16 protein-coding genes and 1 pseudogene are annotated in these 14,817 nt (G+C 72.1%); 10 read left to right on the top strand and 7 right to left on the bottom strand.

All coding sequences use genetic code 11. The features are described 5' to 3' along the window. Nucleotides 1–49: 49 nt before the first annotated feature. Nucleotides 50–511: an ATP-binding protein gene (locus GTY67_RS18435; RefSeq protein WP_161279387.1), complete on the bottom strand. Its 462-nt coding sequence runs from the start codon at nucleotides 509–511 to the stop codon at nucleotides 50–52. A 247-nt stretch (nucleotides 512–758) separates the two neighbouring features. On the opposite strand from GTY67_RS18435, the gene GTY67_RS18440 reads away from it, so the two are divergent. The 5 genes and pseudogenes from GTY67_RS18440 to GTY67_RS18460 all read left to right on the top strand — a co-directional run. Beyond that, nucleotides 759–1,610 carry a DUF5753 domain-containing protein gene (locus GTY67_RS18440; RefSeq protein WP_161279388.1) on the top strand — a complete coding sequence of 284 codons (852 nt, stop codon included), beginning with the start codon at nucleotides 759–761 and terminating at the stop codon, nucleotides 1,608–1,610. Between the two features lie 12 nt (nucleotides 1,611–1,622). After that, complete coding sequence (locus GTY67_RS18445; RefSeq protein WP_161280157.1) at nucleotides 1,623–1,817, top strand: DUF397 domain-containing protein; 195 nt, start codon at nucleotides 1,623–1,625, stop codon at nucleotides 1,815–1,817. A gap of 288 nt (nucleotides 1,818–2,105) precedes the next feature. Then, entirely contained in the window at nucleotides 2,106–2,522 is a 417-nt protein-coding gene (locus tag GTY67_RS18450; protein ID WP_237502650.1) for a hypothetical protein, read from the top strand. A 72-nt stretch (nucleotides 2,523–2,594) separates the two neighbouring features. After that, nucleotides 2,595–2,942: a cupin domain-containing protein gene (locus GTY67_RS18455; protein ID WP_161279389.1), complete on the top strand. Its 348-nt coding sequence runs from the start codon at nucleotides 2,595–2,597 to the stop codon at nucleotides 2,940–2,942. Between the two features lie 118 nt (nucleotides 2,943–3,060). Continuing rightward, a pseudogene (locus GTY67_RS18460) lies at nucleotides 3,061–3,423 on the top strand (MerR family transcriptional regulator); the annotation flags it as partial. On the opposite strand, the gene GTY67_RS18465 reads toward GTY67_RS18460, so the two are convergent. Continuing rightward, a complete protein-coding gene (locus GTY67_RS18465; protein WP_093691028.1) occupies nucleotides 3,399–3,800 on the bottom strand; it encodes a MerR family transcriptional regulator in 402 nt (133 codons plus the stop codon). The pseudogene GTY67_RS18460 and the gene GTY67_RS18465 sit on opposite strands and share 25 nt — an antisense overlap. A gap of 117 nt (nucleotides 3,801–3,917) precedes the next feature. Between GTY67_RS18465 and GTY67_RS18470 the strand changes: the two genes are divergently transcribed. Next, a complete protein-coding gene (locus GTY67_RS18470) occupies nucleotides 3,918–5,048 on the top strand; it encodes an alkene reductase (protein WP_093691030.1) in 1,131 nt (376 codons plus the stop codon). Nucleotides 5,049–5,138: 90 nt separating this feature from the next. Further along, nucleotides 5,139–6,062, top strand: a complete 924-nt coding sequence (locus GTY67_RS18475) for a phosphatidylinositol-specific phospholipase C (protein WP_093691032.1) — start codon at nucleotides 5,139–5,141, stop codon at nucleotides 6,060–6,062. 63 nt (nucleotides 6,063–6,125) lie between these two features. Here GTY67_RS18475 and GTY67_RS18480 read toward each other — a convergent pair whose 3' ends face one another. From GTY67_RS18480 to GTY67_RS18500, 5 genes are all read right to left on the bottom strand, one after another. Then, complete coding sequence (locus GTY67_RS18480; RefSeq protein ID WP_237502824.1) at nucleotides 6,126–7,499, bottom strand: HAMP domain-containing sensor histidine kinase; 1,374 nt, start codon at nucleotides 7,497–7,499, stop codon at nucleotides 6,126–6,128. Between the two features lie 155 nt (nucleotides 7,500–7,654). Further along, nucleotides 7,655–8,392 carry a response regulator transcription factor gene (locus tag GTY67_RS18485; RefSeq protein WP_161279391.1) on the bottom strand — a complete coding sequence of 246 codons (738 nt, stop codon included), beginning with the start codon at nucleotides 8,390–8,392 and terminating at the stop codon, nucleotides 7,655–7,657. Between the two features lie 81 nt (nucleotides 8,393–8,473). Then, a complete protein-coding gene (locus GTY67_RS18490; RefSeq protein ID WP_202462149.1) occupies nucleotides 8,474–9,574 on the bottom strand; it encodes a trypsin-like peptidase domain-containing protein in 1,101 nt (366 codons plus the stop codon). Between the two features lie 94 nt (nucleotides 9,575–9,668). Further along, nucleotides 9,669–10,709 carry a LacI family DNA-binding transcriptional regulator gene (locus GTY67_RS18495; protein ID WP_161279393.1) on the bottom strand — a complete coding sequence of 347 codons (1,041 nt, stop codon included), beginning with the start codon at nucleotides 10,707–10,709 and terminating at the stop codon, nucleotides 9,669–9,671. A 24-nt stretch (nucleotides 10,710–10,733) separates the two neighbouring features. Next, the gene (locus tag GTY67_RS18500) at nucleotides 10,734–11,549 is read right to left on the bottom strand and encodes a response regulator transcription factor (protein ID WP_093691040.1); all 816 of its coding nucleotides are present in this window, start codon (nucleotides 11,547–11,549) and stop codon (nucleotides 10,734–10,736) included. Nucleotides 11,550–11,858: 309 nt separating this feature from the next. On the opposite strand from GTY67_RS18500, the gene GTY67_RS18505 reads away from it, so the two are divergent. The 3 genes from GTY67_RS18505 to GTY67_RS18515 are packed head-to-tail and all read left to right on the top strand — an operon-like array spanning nucleotide 11,859 to nucleotide 14,698. Next, nucleotides 11,859–12,791, top strand: a complete 933-nt coding sequence (locus tag GTY67_RS18505; RefSeq protein ID WP_202461488.1) for an alpha/beta fold hydrolase — start codon at nucleotides 11,859–11,861, stop codon at nucleotides 12,789–12,791. Nucleotides 12,792–12,837: 46 nt separating this feature from the next. Next, entirely contained in the window at nucleotides 12,838–13,092 is a 255-nt protein-coding gene (locus GTY67_RS18510; RefSeq protein ID WP_093691044.1) for a MoaD/ThiS family protein, read from the top strand. A 10-nt stretch (nucleotides 13,093–13,102) separates the two neighbouring features. Further along, nucleotides 13,103–14,698, top strand: a complete 1,596-nt coding sequence (locus GTY67_RS18515; RefSeq protein ID WP_161279394.1) for a hypothetical protein — start codon at nucleotides 13,103–13,105, stop codon at nucleotides 14,696–14,698. The last annotated feature ends 119 nt before the right edge of the window (nucleotides 14,699–14,817 follow it).

A 14,817-nucleotide genomic window follows, 5' to 3' on the forward strand; every position in this document is an offset into this window, starting at 1 on the left:
CGACGGCGGTGCTCGGCGGCTGAACCCGGCGCCTGCCGCACCGCCGTGCTCACGCCGTCAACTCCGGCCGCCCCAGCGTGAACCAGACGACCGTACGCCCGGGGTGCCGCTCGCCCCCGCTGCCCGTCCCCCACGCCAGCGCCAGGCTCTGCACGAGGGCGAGCCCCCGGCCGTGCTCCTGATCCGGCCCAGCCGTGCGGGGCCCGAGCACGCCGAACGCCTCGTGCACCGGCCCGCCGTCATCCGTTACGGCGACGGTGACCCGCTTCCGGTTGACGGCCACGTGGACCCGGATCAGGGGCGTACGGGTGTGGCAGTGGGCGTTGGTGACCAGCTCGGTGACGCAGAGGCGGGCGTCATCGACGAGGCAGGGGTGGCGGCTGACACCCAGCAGCGAGGTGAGGAAGTCGCGCGCGATTCTGGGCGCGGCGGCGGTGTTCGGCAGGGTGAGGCGGTAGCTCTCGCCGCCGAGGGGGTTCGGCTGTACGGGAGTTGGGGTTGCAGCGGGCATGTCGGTCTCCCCATGCGGTCCGGTTCTGCGAACTGGTGCGCGGTCTCTCGCTCGTGGTGAGGCTGTACGGGTGCACGCTTCAACGCGCGCCGGTGCAGCCCCACTTCGATTCGCCGAGGTGAGGCGCGGTGCTGGGCACGACCATAGCGGCGGGTCGCAATTGTCGTACCCAGATGGCAACTTAAGTGACCGAATGGATTACCGTGAGGGCGCCGGTCACACTGTGAGGCGACAAGAGGAGGGGCCGATGCCACCGAGGAAGGCGCCCACTGCGCGGCAGCGTCGCGTAGGTGCCGAGCTACGCAAGATGCGGCAGAGCGCGGGACTGGCGCTTGCTGAGGCCGCCGCCCTGCTCAGTACGGAGCGCACCACCATCAGCAACACGGAGTCGGGGCGCTTCGGTGTGAGCGGCGATCGGGTCCGTAACTGGGCGGGCGGCTATGCGTGCCCTGATGAGGCGTACGTGGAAGCACTCGCCGCGATGGCGGAGGAGCGGGGCCGGGGCTGGTGGGAGGACTACCGCAACGACCTCATCAGCGGGGCGATGGATCTGGCCGAGCTGGAGCATCATGCGGTGGGTATCAGGGCGGTGCAGATCATGCACCTGCCGGGGCTGCTCCAGACCGAGGACTACGCCCGTGCGGTGCTCGCGGAGACCGTTCCGCCCCCGGCCCCGGCGCGACAGAGGCGCCATCTCTCCCATCGGCTCAAGCGCCGGGATGTCCTCGACCGGGAGAACCCGCCGACCTGCACGTTCCTCATCCATGAGGCGGCGCTGCGGATGACGTACGGCGACTCCGGCGTCGCGCGCGGCCAGTTGGACTACTTGCTGCGCGAGTCGGAGCGCGACAATGTCACCGTTCGGGTGGTCCCCTTCGCCGCCGGCGGCTTTCCGGAGACCGGAAGCTCGACGCAGTATGTCTACGGACCCGTTCCGCAGTTGGATACCGTGCTGACGGACACAGCAGCCGGGCCTGCGTTCCTGGACGCCGAGACGCGTCTGGCGAACTATCGCGCGGCGATGGATCGGGTCGAGGGGCTGTCTCTTGATCCGCGCAAGTCAAGAGACTTCATTCGTGAGGTCGCACAACAAGTGTGAGGCGTGAAGCACGTGGAAATTCAGTGGCGCAAGTCGTCGAAGTCGTCGAACGCCGAGGGTAACGCCTGCCTGGAGCTGGCCGAGCACGGCGGCGAGATCCTGCTGCGTGAGAGCGACAACCCCGACGTGATCGTCCGCACGACCCGGGCCAAGCTCCGGGCGTTCCTGGGTGGCGCGAAGGAAGGCGAGTTCGACGACTTCGCCTGAGCCTTCGCGCTCAGGCGGCGAGCGGTTCCCACCGGCGCAGGTGGGGGCCGCTCGCTTTTTTGTATCACTTGTTGGTTCGACAAGAATCACTCGTTAGACGTCAAACACTTGATACGCGTCCGCACGACACGCTAGCTTCCTGATGTGCCGCCCCTCCACGAGGCGGTCAACTCCCCTTTCGTCTGCGCCCGTTGGGGGAGCCGTGAGCCAGGGCGCCCCCTCTCCGCAGCTCGTCACGCCGGCGGTGGTCAGGGGGCGCCCCTGGTGTCCTGCCCAGGAGGCCGCGCCATGCTCGAACACGTCCCGGAACCCGCCAACTCACCCTCGTACGCCTACTGGTGCGAGCGGTCCACCTACGCATCGGAGGACCTGGACGAGCCCGACTGCTTCGCGCGGTACTCCGCCGCCACGCCCGAGCTGGCGATCCAGCGCATCCGCGACGAGGCGCGGGCCCTGCTCGCCGAGTTACCGGAGGGGCAGCGCCCGGCGCTGGGGTGGGCCGAGGGAGTGGGCCGGGTCCGGGCTCTCGGGGCCCTGTACGGAGGCCGGACCTGCGGGTTCTCGTTGCGGCACGGGGACGGGTGGAGCGAGTGGGTGGTCCGCCCGCACCTCGTGCTGCCCGCCGAACCGGAGGCCCTGGCGGCGGAGCTGTCGGCGGAGGACGCGCCGTGCGGCGTGTGCGCGCTCTGCCGACAGGGCCGTTGACCGCCGGACATCCCGGCCCCGTGCCGCGTGTGAGGCTCGCCCGGACACCACCTTCCGCGACAGGGTGGGGTCATGAGCAACGAGACATCTGCCAGTACCGGCACGGAGAACACCCTCAAGACCGTCATCCATGTCGAGGACGTGGAACCGCACGAGGTGGCCCCCGGAATCCTGCGCCGCAAGCTGCCCGCCACCGACTACGCCCGGGGCTGGCTGATCGACTTCGCCGCGGGCACCGAGTGGCCCGAGGTCGATGAACACCCCACCGAGGAGCGGTACTTCGTCATCAGCGGCGAGGTGATCGACGGCGGTGAACGGCACGGCCCGGGGTCGTACGTCGTGTTCGCGCCGGGGAGCGAGCACCGGCCGCGTACGGAGACCGGGGCCCGGATGCTCGGCATCTCGATGATGAGCGCCTGACGTGCCTGACGCGCCTGAAGCGCGGGAGCGTCTGTGCTTGCAGTTGCCGTTGCGGCAGCTCCTACCGTCGTGACCAGGGCCGGGACAGCCGGTCCTGGAAACGCGTTCGTGCGGAAGGTATGAGGAGATCGGCCTGCCGCCCGCCCGGATCGGGGCCAACGGCCACCGCCGCTACGAGGAGCGCCAGCTCCTGCTCCTGCAACAGATGCTTGTTCTAAGGGAGTTGGGCGTCGGGCTGCCCGAGATAGGCCGCATCCTGGCCGAGCAGGTCGACGAGGTGGAGGCCCTGCGCGGGCACCACCGGCGGCTGGTCGCCGAGCGGGACCGGCTTGATGCCCTGGCCGGAACCGTCTTCCGCCCGATCGGACGGTGCTGCGTGGACAACGAGCGGTGGCGCGGTGCGTACGAGGCCATCGCGCCGGGCCTGGCCGCGTACCAGCGTGACGCCATCGAGGCCTACGCCACCTCACGGCTGGGCTGAGCCACGGCCGGGGTCCGCCGCAGGGTCTTGCGGTGGGCCCGGTTCGTGGCCATCAGCACGTCCAGGGCGTCCCGGGTGCGGATCAGCTCCTCGATGTGGGCGGAGAGCCGTTCCCGCTCCTGCTCCATCCGTTCCATGGCGGCGTCGGACGTCGCCTCGCTCGGGGCGTCCACGCAGGGCAGCAGCTCCATGACGGTGCGGCTGGACAGGCCGGCGGCGTAGAGCCGCTGGATGAAGCCGACCCGGTCGATGTCGGCTTCCCGGAAGTGGCGCTGTCCGCTGTGGCTGCGCGTACTGGTGAGCAGGCCCTGCTCCTCGTAGTAGCGCAGGGACCGGACGCTGACGCCGGCCGCCTTCGCGAGCTCCCCGATGCGCATGCTGTCCGTCCTTCTCGTCTTCGTCCTCTTCGGGCTTGCCTCTGACATTGATGTCAGGTTTTAGCGTAGCCGCAGTGTCCGGTTCACGGGCGCCACGGAACGAGGAGGACGTTCGGTATGACCCTTGTCGACAGCGATTTCGAGACCCACTCCGACACCCAGTCCGACAGCCGGTCCGACACCCTTTTCACCGGGTACCGGCTCGGTGACCTCGCCCTTCCCAACCGGGTCGTGATGGCCCCCATGAGCCGCGTCCGGGCCGCCGCCGGTGGGCTCGCGACCCCGTCGATGGCGACGTACTACGCCCAGCGGGCCACCGCCGGGCTCATCGTGAGCGAGGGTGTGCAGCCGAGCCTGATCGGGCAGTCGAACCCGGGCACGCCGGGGCTGCACACCGATGAGCAGGTCGCCTCGTGGCGGCCGGTCACCGCCGCCGTCCACGCGAACGGGGGGCGGATCTTCGCGCAGATCATGCACGGCGGGCGGGTCTCGCATCCCGACACGAACGGTCTCGTACCGGTCGGGCCGTCCGCCGTACCGGCCGTCGGCGAGGTCTTCACGCCGAGCGGGCCCCAGACCGCACCGATGCCGCGCGCCCTGGAGACCGCCGAGGTGCCCGAGCACGCGCAGTCGTACGCGGCGGCCGCCCGCCGGGCCGTCGAGGCAGGCTTCGACGGGGTCGAACTCCACGGCGCCAACGGCTACTTGATCTCCCAGTTCCTTTCCTCCAACGCCAACCTGCGGACCGACCGTTACGGGGGTTCCGTCGCCAACCGCGTACGGTTCGCCGTCGAGGCGGTGGAGGCGACCATCGATGCCGTGGGTGCGGCGCGGACCGGGATCCGGCTCTCGCCGGGCGGGACGTTCTGGGGCGTCGAGGAGAAGGACGTACCCGAGCTCTACGCCGTACTGCTGGGGGAGCTGGCGCGGCTGGAGCCCGCGTACGTGCACCTGGAGGCGACCGCCGAGGACGAGATCCTGGTGGCCCTGCGGCGTGCGTGGCCGGGCGCTCTCATCATGAACCCGGTGCTGCCCATGGGGGCGCGGCGGGCCGAACGCCCGGACGCGGACCGGTGGCTGGGCCTCGGCGCGGATCTCATCAGCTTCGGGCGGGCCTTCATCGCCAACCCCGATCTGGTCGAACGGCTGCGTGCGGGGCTGCCGCTCGCCGCGGAGGACCCGGAGACCTACTTCCAGGGGGGTGACACGGGGTACGTCACGTATCCGGCGTACCAGCACGCGGGGTGAGGCCGAGGGGGCGGCCCTCTTCCCGATATGACGTGTGCGCGTCAGAATCCTAGGGCCCGCCTGCCCCCCACGGCCCCCGGAGGCGCCCCCATGTCCACCACCCCTGACTCCCCGGCGACGTCAGGTCTCCTGAGCACGCGCCGCGGCTTCCTGGCCGGCGCCCTCGCCGTCTCCGCCACCGCCGTCATCGGGGCCGCCCCCGCCGTCGCCGCCACGCGAAAGGCGGTCCGGGGGACGCAGGACTGGATGGGCGGCCTGCCCGACGGCACGGCGCTCCAGCGGCTCACGATCCCGGGTACGCACGACTCGGGGGCGCGGTTCGGCGGGCCGTGGTCGGAGTGCCAGAACACCACGATCGCCCAGCAGTTGACCAGTGGGGTGCGCTTCCTGGACGTACGGTGTCGCATCACCGGGGGGTCGTTCGCGATCCATCACGGGGCCGCGTTCCAGAACATGATGTTCGGCGATGTCCTCATCGCCTGCCGGGACTTCCTCGCCGAGCGGCCCAGCGAGACCGTGCTGATGCGGGTGAAGCAGGAGTATTCGTCCGAGAGCGACGCCGCGTTCCGGGCGGTCTTCGACGACTACCTCGACGGGCGGGGGTGGCGGTCGCTGTTCCGGCTGGACCCGGCCCTGCCCTCGCTCGGGCAGGCGCGGGGCAAGGTGGTGCTGCTGGCCGACAACGGCGGGCTGCCCGGGGTGCGTTACGGCGATCCGGCCGTCTTCGACATCCAGGACGACTACATGGCGGAGCCGTTCGCCAAGTACCCGAAGATCGAGGCCCAGTTCCGCAAGGCGGCCCAGCAGCCGGGCAAGTTCTACATGAACTACGTCTCCACCGCCGCCCTGATGCCGCCCCGCTGGAACGCCGACCGCCTCAACCCGCAGGTGCACTCCTTCCTGGAGCGCTCCGAGACCGCCGGGTGGACCGGGCTCGGCATCGTCCCGCTGGACTACCCGAACCAGCGGGGCGGGCTGGTGGAGTCGCTGATCCGGCACAACCCGGTGGGGTGACGGGCGGGGCTTCCGGGGCTGGGCTCACTTCACCGGCGTGCGGCCAAGTCCGTCATGCGCCCCTCACATCCCCGGCGGCGGCGTAGGCGCCCCCGGCATCCTGATCGTCGCCACCGTGCCCGGGCCCTCGTCCGGGGCCGGGCGGAGGGTGATTTCGCCGCCTGCCTGCTGGATCGTGCGGGCCACGATGGAGAGGCCCAGGCCCGAGCCGGGGAGCTGGCGGGCGGAGGGGGAGCGCCAGAAGCGTTCGAAGACGTGGGGGAGTTCCTCGGCGGGGATGCCGGGGCCCCGGTCCCGTACCGTCAGCTCGCCCCGGTGCAGGTGCACGTCGATCGTGGCGCGGGGCGGGCTGAACTTCACCGCGTTGTCCAGGACGTTGACGATCGCCCGCTCCAGGGCCGCCGGTTCGGCCCGTACGTACCAGGGGGCCAGGTCGGCGGTGATCGTCAGCTCGGGGCCGCGCAGGCGGGCGCGTTGCAGGGCGGTGCGGGTGATGTCGTGCAGGGCCACCACCTGGAGCGGGCCGGGCTGGGCGGCGTCGGGGCGGGCCAGTTCCTGGAGGTCGCCGATGAGGGCCGCCAGCTCCGTCATCTGCGCCTTCACCGAGGCCATCAGCGCCTTGCGGTCCTCCGGCGGGATCACCCGGCCCGTCTCGTCGCTGCGCGCCAGCAGCTCCACGTTGGTCCGCAGCGAGGTCAGCGGGGTGCGCAGCTCATGGCCCGCGTCCGCGATCAGCTGGGCCTGGCGGTCGCGGGACGAGGCGAGCTGGGCGGCCATGGAGTTGAAGGAGTGCGACAGGCGGGCGATCTCGTCCTCGCCGTCGACCGGGATGCGTACGGTCAGGTCCTCCGTACGTGCCACGTGTTCGACGGCCTCGGTCAGCTCGTCCACCGGGCGCAGCCCCGACCTCGCCACCCACAGCCCGGCCGCACCCGCGCCGACCACGCCGATGCCGCCGACCAGGGCGAGGACCCAGGCGAGCGTGGAGAGCGGTGCGTCGATCTCGCTCAGCGGGCGGGCCACCGAGACCGCCAGCTGGTTGTTCTGCTGGCCGGAGCTGACCACCGGCGGCAGCTTGCGGGTGTAGACCCGCATGTCCTTGCCGTCGTCGTTCGCCGTCGTGTGCAGGGCGTCGCCCTGCCGGCCGGCCGCCACGGCGACATCGCTCGGCTGGGCGGGGACGGGCGTCGTGTTCGGGGCCGTGCAGTAGCTGCCGTTCGCCGCGACGATCTGCACCGTGTACTGGCCCGGGAACTCCTGGGCCGGCAGCTGCCCGCCGCTCAGGCACGAGCTCAGCAGATCGCGCATCGGCTCGTTGTCCATCTTCGCGTTGCGCAGCGAGTCGTCCAGCTGGTCCTCCAGCTGCGCCCGGGTCACGAACCAGCACGCCACCGCCACCGCCGCGACCGCCACCGCGACCGCCGTGGCCACCAGCATCGCGAGCCGGGAGCGCAGCGGCAGGGTGCGGAAGCGGCGTACGAGCCCTTTACGGGCGGGAGCCGACTCGGCCCCGGCGGGAGCCGCCTCGCCCGCCGGGGGCCGCGCGGTGCCTGCGGGGGGTCGCGCCCCGCCCGTCGGGGGCTGCACCGTGCTCACGCCTCGCCGCTCCCGCCCGTACGGAGCGCGTAGCCCACCCCGCGTACGGTGTGGACCAGGCGCGGTTCGCCGCCCGCCTCCGTCTTGCGGCGCAGGTACATCACGTACACGTCCAGGGAGTTGGAGCTCGGCTCGAAGTCGAAGCCCCACACCGCCTTGAGGATCTGCTCCCGGGTCAGCACCTGGCGCGGGTGGGCCAGGAACATCTCCAGCAGCGTGAACTCGGTACGGGTCAGCTCCACCCGCCGCTCCCCCCGGGTGACCTCGCGGGTCGCCAGGTCCATCCGCAGATCGGCGAAGGAGAGCACGTCGTCGTCCGGGGCCTCCGCGCCCGCCGCCGACGCCGCGTACGAGCTGCGGCGCAGCAGGGCCCGGATACGGGCGAACAGCTCGTCCAGCTCGAACGGCTTGACCAGGTAGTCGTCCGCGCCCGCGTCGAGGCCGGTGACCCGGTCCCCGACGGTGTCGCGGGCGGTGAGCATGAGGATGGGCGTGGTGGAGCCGGTGGCGCGGATGCGGCGGGCGGCGGTGAGGCCGTCCATGCGCGGCATCTGGATGTCCAGGACGATGAGGTCGGGGGTGTACGCCTCGGCCATCGCCAGGGCGTCGTACCCGTCGACCGCCACCTGGGTGCCGTACCCCTCGAAGGCGAGGCTGCGCTGGAGCGCCTCCCGTACGGCCGGTTCGTCGTCGACGATCAGGATGCGCTGGGGATCGTCTTCGGCGGGGCTCATCGCTGTGTCGTCCTCTTTCTCGTTCTCTTCTCGTCCCGGTCCGGTCTGCCCGGTCTGCGGGAGTGTCTCAGCCTCGCACGGTCAGGAGTTGTTCCCCGCGCGCAGGGTGTCCAGGTCGGCCTTGAGCGTGTTCACCGGGATCGCGAAGCCGAGGCCCACGCTGCCCGCCGTCGAACCGCTGCCCGCCGCCGAGGAACTGGGCGCGTACATCGCGGAGTTGATGCCGATGATCTCACCGTCCATGTTGATCAGCGCGCCACCGGAGTTGCCGGGGTTGAGCGAGGCGTCGGTCTGGAGCGCCTTGTACGTGGTCGTCTTCTCGCCCGTGTCGCCGTTGAACTGCTGCCCGCCGAACTCGAACGGCCACTGCTGTCCGCTGCCGCCCTGCCCCTGGTCCTGGCCCGAGCTGCCGGAGTCGTCCTTGGCCACCGTCACATCCCGGTCCAGCGCGGAGATGATCCCGCTGGTGACCGTCCCGGTCAGCCCCTCCGGCGAGCCGATCGCCACGACCTGGTCGCCCACCTTGACCTGCGAGGAGTCGCCGAGCGTGGCCGTCTTCAGCCCGCTCGCGCCGCGCAGCTTGATGAGCGCGAGGTCCTTGTCGGGGTCGGTGCCCACGACATCGGCGGTGTACGTCTTGCCGGTGGAGAGCGTGACCTCGATCTGCTGGGCGCCCGAGATGACGTGGTTGTTGGTGACGATCTCGCCGTCGTCGGTGATCACGACCCCGGACCCGGTGGACTTGCCCGCCGAGGAGGCCGCGCCGATCTCGACGATGGCCGGGGAGACCGCCTCCGCGACGCCCGAGACCGTGCCCTTGCTGCTCTGGGCCACGGTGGTGCCCTTGACCACGCCGGTGGAGCCGGTGGCGGTGGCCCCGCCGTCGGTGAGCTGCCCGACCAGCGCCGCGCTGCCGCCGCCGATCACGGCCGCGGCGAGGGCTACGGCCGCCAGCAGCGCCACCGGCCGCTTCGCCCGGCGCTCGCGGTGCCCGGGGGCGGGGGGCTCGGTGGCGTACGCGGAGGGGGTGGGGGCGTACGGGGGCGGGGGCGGGTAACCGCCCGCCGCGCCTTCGTGCGCCGTGCTGCCGCCGTCGTACGCCGTACTGCCGTAGGGGTACGAGGCCGGGTCCTGGTCCGTCGAGTGCGCGCCGCTCGGGCGAAGGTTCTCCGTCATGTCCATCAGGCTGGCCACCGAACATGAGAGCAGCCTGAGTACGCCCTGAGAAGCCCGGAAGAACCGCGTATGCCCGCTGTAAAGGCCCGCGAGCCGGCGGTTACGCCGAAGCGTTCGGCTCCCCGCAGCCGCACGAGCGCCGGATCACCAGCGCCGAGGGGAACTGCTTCAGCCGCTCCCGCCGCGAGCCCACGACCCGGAGCGAGTCGTCCAGCACCAGGTCGACCGCGGCCCGCGCCATCGCCGGGCGGTCGGAGAAGACCGTGGTCAGCGGCGGATCGGTGAGCCCGGCCTCCTTCACGTCGTCGAAGCCCGCCACCGCCAGCTCACCCGGCACGTCGATGCGCAGCTCGCGCGCCGCCCGCAGCACCCCGATGGCCTGGTCGTCGGTGGCGCAGAAGATCGCCGGGGGCCGGTCCGGGCCGGCGAGCAGCCCGAGGGCCACCTGATAGGCGTCGTACCGGTTGTACGGGGCCTGGAAGAGCCGGCCCTCCGTGGAGCGGCCGGACTCGTGCATCGCCCGGCGCCACCCCTCGACGTGGTCGGCGACCGGGTCACCGACGGCCGGGGTCTCCTCCGTACCGCCGAGGCAGGCCACGTACGCGTGACCGTGCTCCAAGAGGTGGCGGGTGGCCAGCTGCGCGCCGCCGACGTCGTCCGTGACGACCGCGACGTCGTCGATCGCCTCGGGGCGCTCGTGCAGCAGCACGACCCGGGCGTCCCACGCCTCTATCTCCGCCGCCGCCCGCTCGCTGGGGCCCTGGCTGACCAGGATCAGCCCGGAGACGCGCATGCCGAGGAAGGCCCGCAGATAGTGGACCTCGCGCTCGTCGCGGTAGTCGGAGTTGCCGACGAGCACCATTTTCCCGCGCTCGGCGGCGGCCTGTTCGACCGCGTGCGCCATCTCCGCGAAGAAGGGCTGCCGGGCGTCGGGGACGATCATTCCTATGAGGTCGGTCCGCCGCGAGGCCATGGCCTGGGCGACCCGGTCGGGCCGGTAGCCCAGCTGCTTGATCGCGGCGAGCACCCGCTCGCGCGTGGCCGGGGCGACCGGCCGGGGTCCGTTGTTGATGACGTAGCTGACGACCGCGGTCGACGTCCCCGCCAGTCTCGCCACATCGTCCCGCGTCACCTTGGCCACGCGCGGCAGTCTACGCGGATGGAACTACCTCTTGGCAGCCTCTACCGGGGCTTCTTCCGCCGCCGTGGCCGAAGACGACTGCTCCGAACGGGCGACGGGTTCGCCGGCCTTCTGCTGCTTCTGCTGGGCGGCCTGCCGCTCCTTCGCCTCCTCGGCCGCGCGCTCCACCTTCTCCGGGGTGACGAAGCGGTAGCCGACGTTGCGTACGGTCCCGATCAGTGACTCGTGCTCGGGGCCGAGCTTGGCGCGCAGCCGCCGGACGTGGACGTCGACCGTCCGCGTACCGCCGAAGTAGTCGTACCCCCAGACCTCCTGGAGGAGCTGGGCGCGGGTGAAGACCCGGCCCGGGTGCTGGGCCAGGTATTTCAGCAGTTCGAATTCCTTGAAGGTCAGGTCCAGGACCCGGCCCTTGAGCTTCGCGCTGTACGTCGCCTCGTCGACGGAGAGGTCGCCGTTGCGGATCTCCATCGGGGAGTCGTCGGAGGTGATCTGCTGCCGGCCGGTGGCCAGCCGCAGCCGCGCCTCGACCTCCGCCGGCCCCGCCGTGTCCAGCAGGACGTCGTCGATGCCCCAGTCGGCGGTGACGGCCGCGAGGCCGCCCTCGGTGACGACGAGGATCAGCGGACAGCCCGGTCCGGTGGACCGCAGCAGCTGACAGAGCGAGCGGACCTGCGGGAGGTCGCGGCGCCCGTCGATGAGGATCACATCGGCGCCCGGGGTGTCCACCAGGGCCGGGCCCTCGGCGGGGGCGACCCGCACGCTGTGCAGCAGGAGGCCGAGGGCGGGAAGCACCTCCGTCGACGGCTGGAGTGCGTTCGTCAACAGCAGCAGTGAACTCATCGCCGCCCACCTGCCTGGTTCGGTCGATCGTGTTGCACGGTTCGCTCGCCCATTACGTCGGTCCTCCTCGTTCCCTGCGAGAGGGGCACTCCCGGGTCGGACCCGGGGGAGTATGCGGCACTGCTTCGTACGGCTGTACGGCGATGACCCCGCGATCACGCTGCGGCGTTCGTCATACAGGTTTTACGGTGCGGTCCCGCGCCCTGGGACCGCTGAGCTTGTTGAAACGTCTCCGTAACAACGCCCGGGAAGCACAAAAGGACCCGGGGGCTGCATTGCCCGGATCCTCTTCGCAGCAGAATAGCCCACATGAGTTCCGCGTCCGAGGGTCGATTCCTGAGTTCTTCTGTTCCCTTGCTCACGCGGGTCCCACGATTCGCCACATTGCTGACCGATGACGGGGTCCCGGTCGAGGCGGTGTACGAGCCGTGTACGGCAGGTTTCGACGCCCGTGTCGGGGCGGGGCCGGAAGCGGTGGCCGACATCCCCGTGATCGTGGTGGCGCACGGGTTCACGGGCTCGGTCGACCGCCCCGCCGTACGCCGTGCCGCGCGGGTGTTCTCCCAGCGTGCGGCCGTGATCACGTTCTCGTTCCGGGGGCACGGACGGTCCGGCGGGCGCTCCACGGTGGGCGACCGCGAGGTGCTGGATCTGGCCGCCGCGGTGGCGTGGGCGCGGACCCTGGGGCACTCCGAGGTCGTTACGGTCGGGTTCTCCATGGGCGGCTCGGTGGTGCTCCGCCACGGCGCTCTGTATACGGAAGAAACCGAGGCACGGGATACGTCCGTCCGTGTACCGGTGCGCGAACGGCGCACGGGGGAGCACTTGGGGGCGCACTTCGGCGCGCATGCCGATGCGGTGGTGGCGGTCAGCTCTCCCGCCCGCTGGTACTACCGGGGTACGGCCCCGATGCGCCGCCTGCACTGGGTGGTGACCCGGCCCTCGGGCCGCCTCGTCGGGCGGTACGGATTCCGTACCCGGATCGCCACCGAGGACTGGGACCCCGTCCCGCTCTCCCCGGTCGCCGCCGTCCCGCTCATCGCCCCGGCCCCGCTGCTGCTCGTGCACGGCGACCGGGACCCGTACTTCCCGCTGGACCACCCGCGCATGCTGGCCGACGCGGCGGGGGAGGGCGGTGCGGAGCTGTGGCTGGAGCGGGGGATGGGGCACGCGGAGAACGCGGCGGACGACGCCCTGCTGGCCCGGATCGCCGACTGGGCGTCGGGCGCGCTGTCGGCGTGACCCATCATGGAGAGCTGACGCACGAACCGACCGAAGGAGTGGCGCCATGGCAGCGGGGACGATCCGCTACTGGGCTGCGGCCAAGGCCGCCGCGGGCACCGCGGAGGAGCCGTACGCGGCGGCGACCCTCGCCGAGGCGCTCGAAGCGGTACGCGAACGGCACCCCGGCGAGCTGAGCCGCGTGCTCCAGCGGTGCTCGTTCCTCATCGACGGCAACCCCGTCGGTACCCGTGGGCATGAGACCGTACGCCTTGCCGAGGGCGGCACGGTCGAGGTGCTCCCGCCGTTCGCAGGAGGGTGAACCGCAGGCCATGAGCAGCAGCGATCAGCAGTACCCGTACCCGTACGACCCCCAGCCCCAGCCCCAGCCCCAGCAGCACTGGCCCGACGGGACGGCCGGGCAGTCCGCGCTGCCCCAGGAGCCGGGCGGCTACGACCAGGGCGCGACGCAGACGTGGCAGGCGCCGACCTGGGACACGCAGTACCAGCCGACGATCCAGCGGGACCAGCGCCAGGACCAGCACCAGGGACACGCGCGGGCCTACGGGCAGCAGCCGGACGCGTACGGGGCCGGGCAGCCGCAGCCGGATGCCTACGGAGCCGGGCAGCCGCAGCCGGACGTCTACGGGGTCGGGCAGCCGCAGCCGGACGTCTACGGGGTCGGGCAGCCGCAGTCTGACGCGTACGGGTTCGGGCAGCCGGGCGTCTACGGGGCCGGGCAGCCGGACCCGTACGGGACATCGCAGCCGCAGCATCAGGAGCCCCGGTACCAGCAGCCGCAGCACCAGCCTCCTGGGCACCAGCAGCCGCAGCAGCCTCAGCACGCGCACCAGCCTCCTCGGCACCAGGAGCCTCAGCGCGCGCAGCAGCCGTACCAGGAGCCTCCTCGGTACCAGGAGCCCCAGCCGTCGCAGCCCCACCACGCGCAGCAGCCCTACCAGCAGCCCCAGCCCCAGCCCCGTCCCGCCCCCGCCGAGACCGCCTACCTCCCCCCGCAGGGCGCCTCCGGCTCCCTCCCGCTGCCGCCCGAGGTACCGACGGCCCCGGCCGCCGCCGCACCCACCCCCGTACCCCCTGCCACGCAGCAGCCTCCGCAGCCGGGCCTCGACGACACCGGCTACAGCGCCCCCACCACCCTCGGCAACGCCCGGATCACCGACGCCCAGCGGGCCCGGGCCGAAGGGCGGTCGCCGATCATCGCGCCCGGGATGCAGCCCGCCGCGCTCACCGCCGGGCTCGGCCTGCTCCTCGCGGGCGGCGCGGCCATCGGCCCGTACGCCCTGCTCGTCCCGCTCGTCCTGCTCCAGGCGCTGACGGCCGCCGGCTGGTTCCGGCTCAACGGCATGTGGCCGGCCCGCCAGGGCATCGCGCTCGCCTTCGCGGGCGGCCTCGTCGCCGATGCGGCCCTTCTCGCCGCGGGCCGGGAGCACGGGCCGGCCGCGCTCCTGGGCACCCTGGGCGTCTGGGTGCTGCTCACCGTGGTCCTCCAGCTCCGCAGCCACGCGGGCGCCGACGAGCGGATGTACGGCCTGATGGCCACCGTCGTCTCGGCGGCCCTCGCGGTCCTCGCCGCCGGGCACCTCGCGGCGGCCGGGGACGCGGTGGCGGTCGGCGGGGTGGCGGTCGCGGCCGCCGTGCTCGCCCGTGCGCTGCCGCTGCCGGGTGCCGCGTCCGTCGTGGTGGCGCTGCTCGCGGGCGCGGGCGCCGGTGTCGCGGTGGGCGGCTTCACGGATTACGGCAGCCAGGGGGCGCTCCTCGGCCTCGCGGCGGGTGTCGCCGCCCTGATCGGGCTGCGGGTGGCGAGCTACGACTACCCGTCCCGCTTCGTCCACATGACGGCCGGGGTGGCGCTGCCGCTCACCGCCGCGGCACCGGCGGTGTACCTGATCGGCCGCGCACTCGTCTGACGCGCCTCACCCGGCGTCCACGGGCCTGACGCCCACTCAACGCCGGTACACGCCCCCGGGAACCGATGAGGTGGTGCCACTCGTCGATCACTTGGGGGCACTGACCGTACGGCCGAGGC

The sequence above is a fragment of the Streptomyces sp. SID8374 genome (assembly GCF_009865135.1).
In the GTDB taxonomy this organism is placed as follows: domain Bacteria; phylum Actinomycetota; class Actinomycetes; order Streptomycetales; family Streptomycetaceae; genus Streptomyces.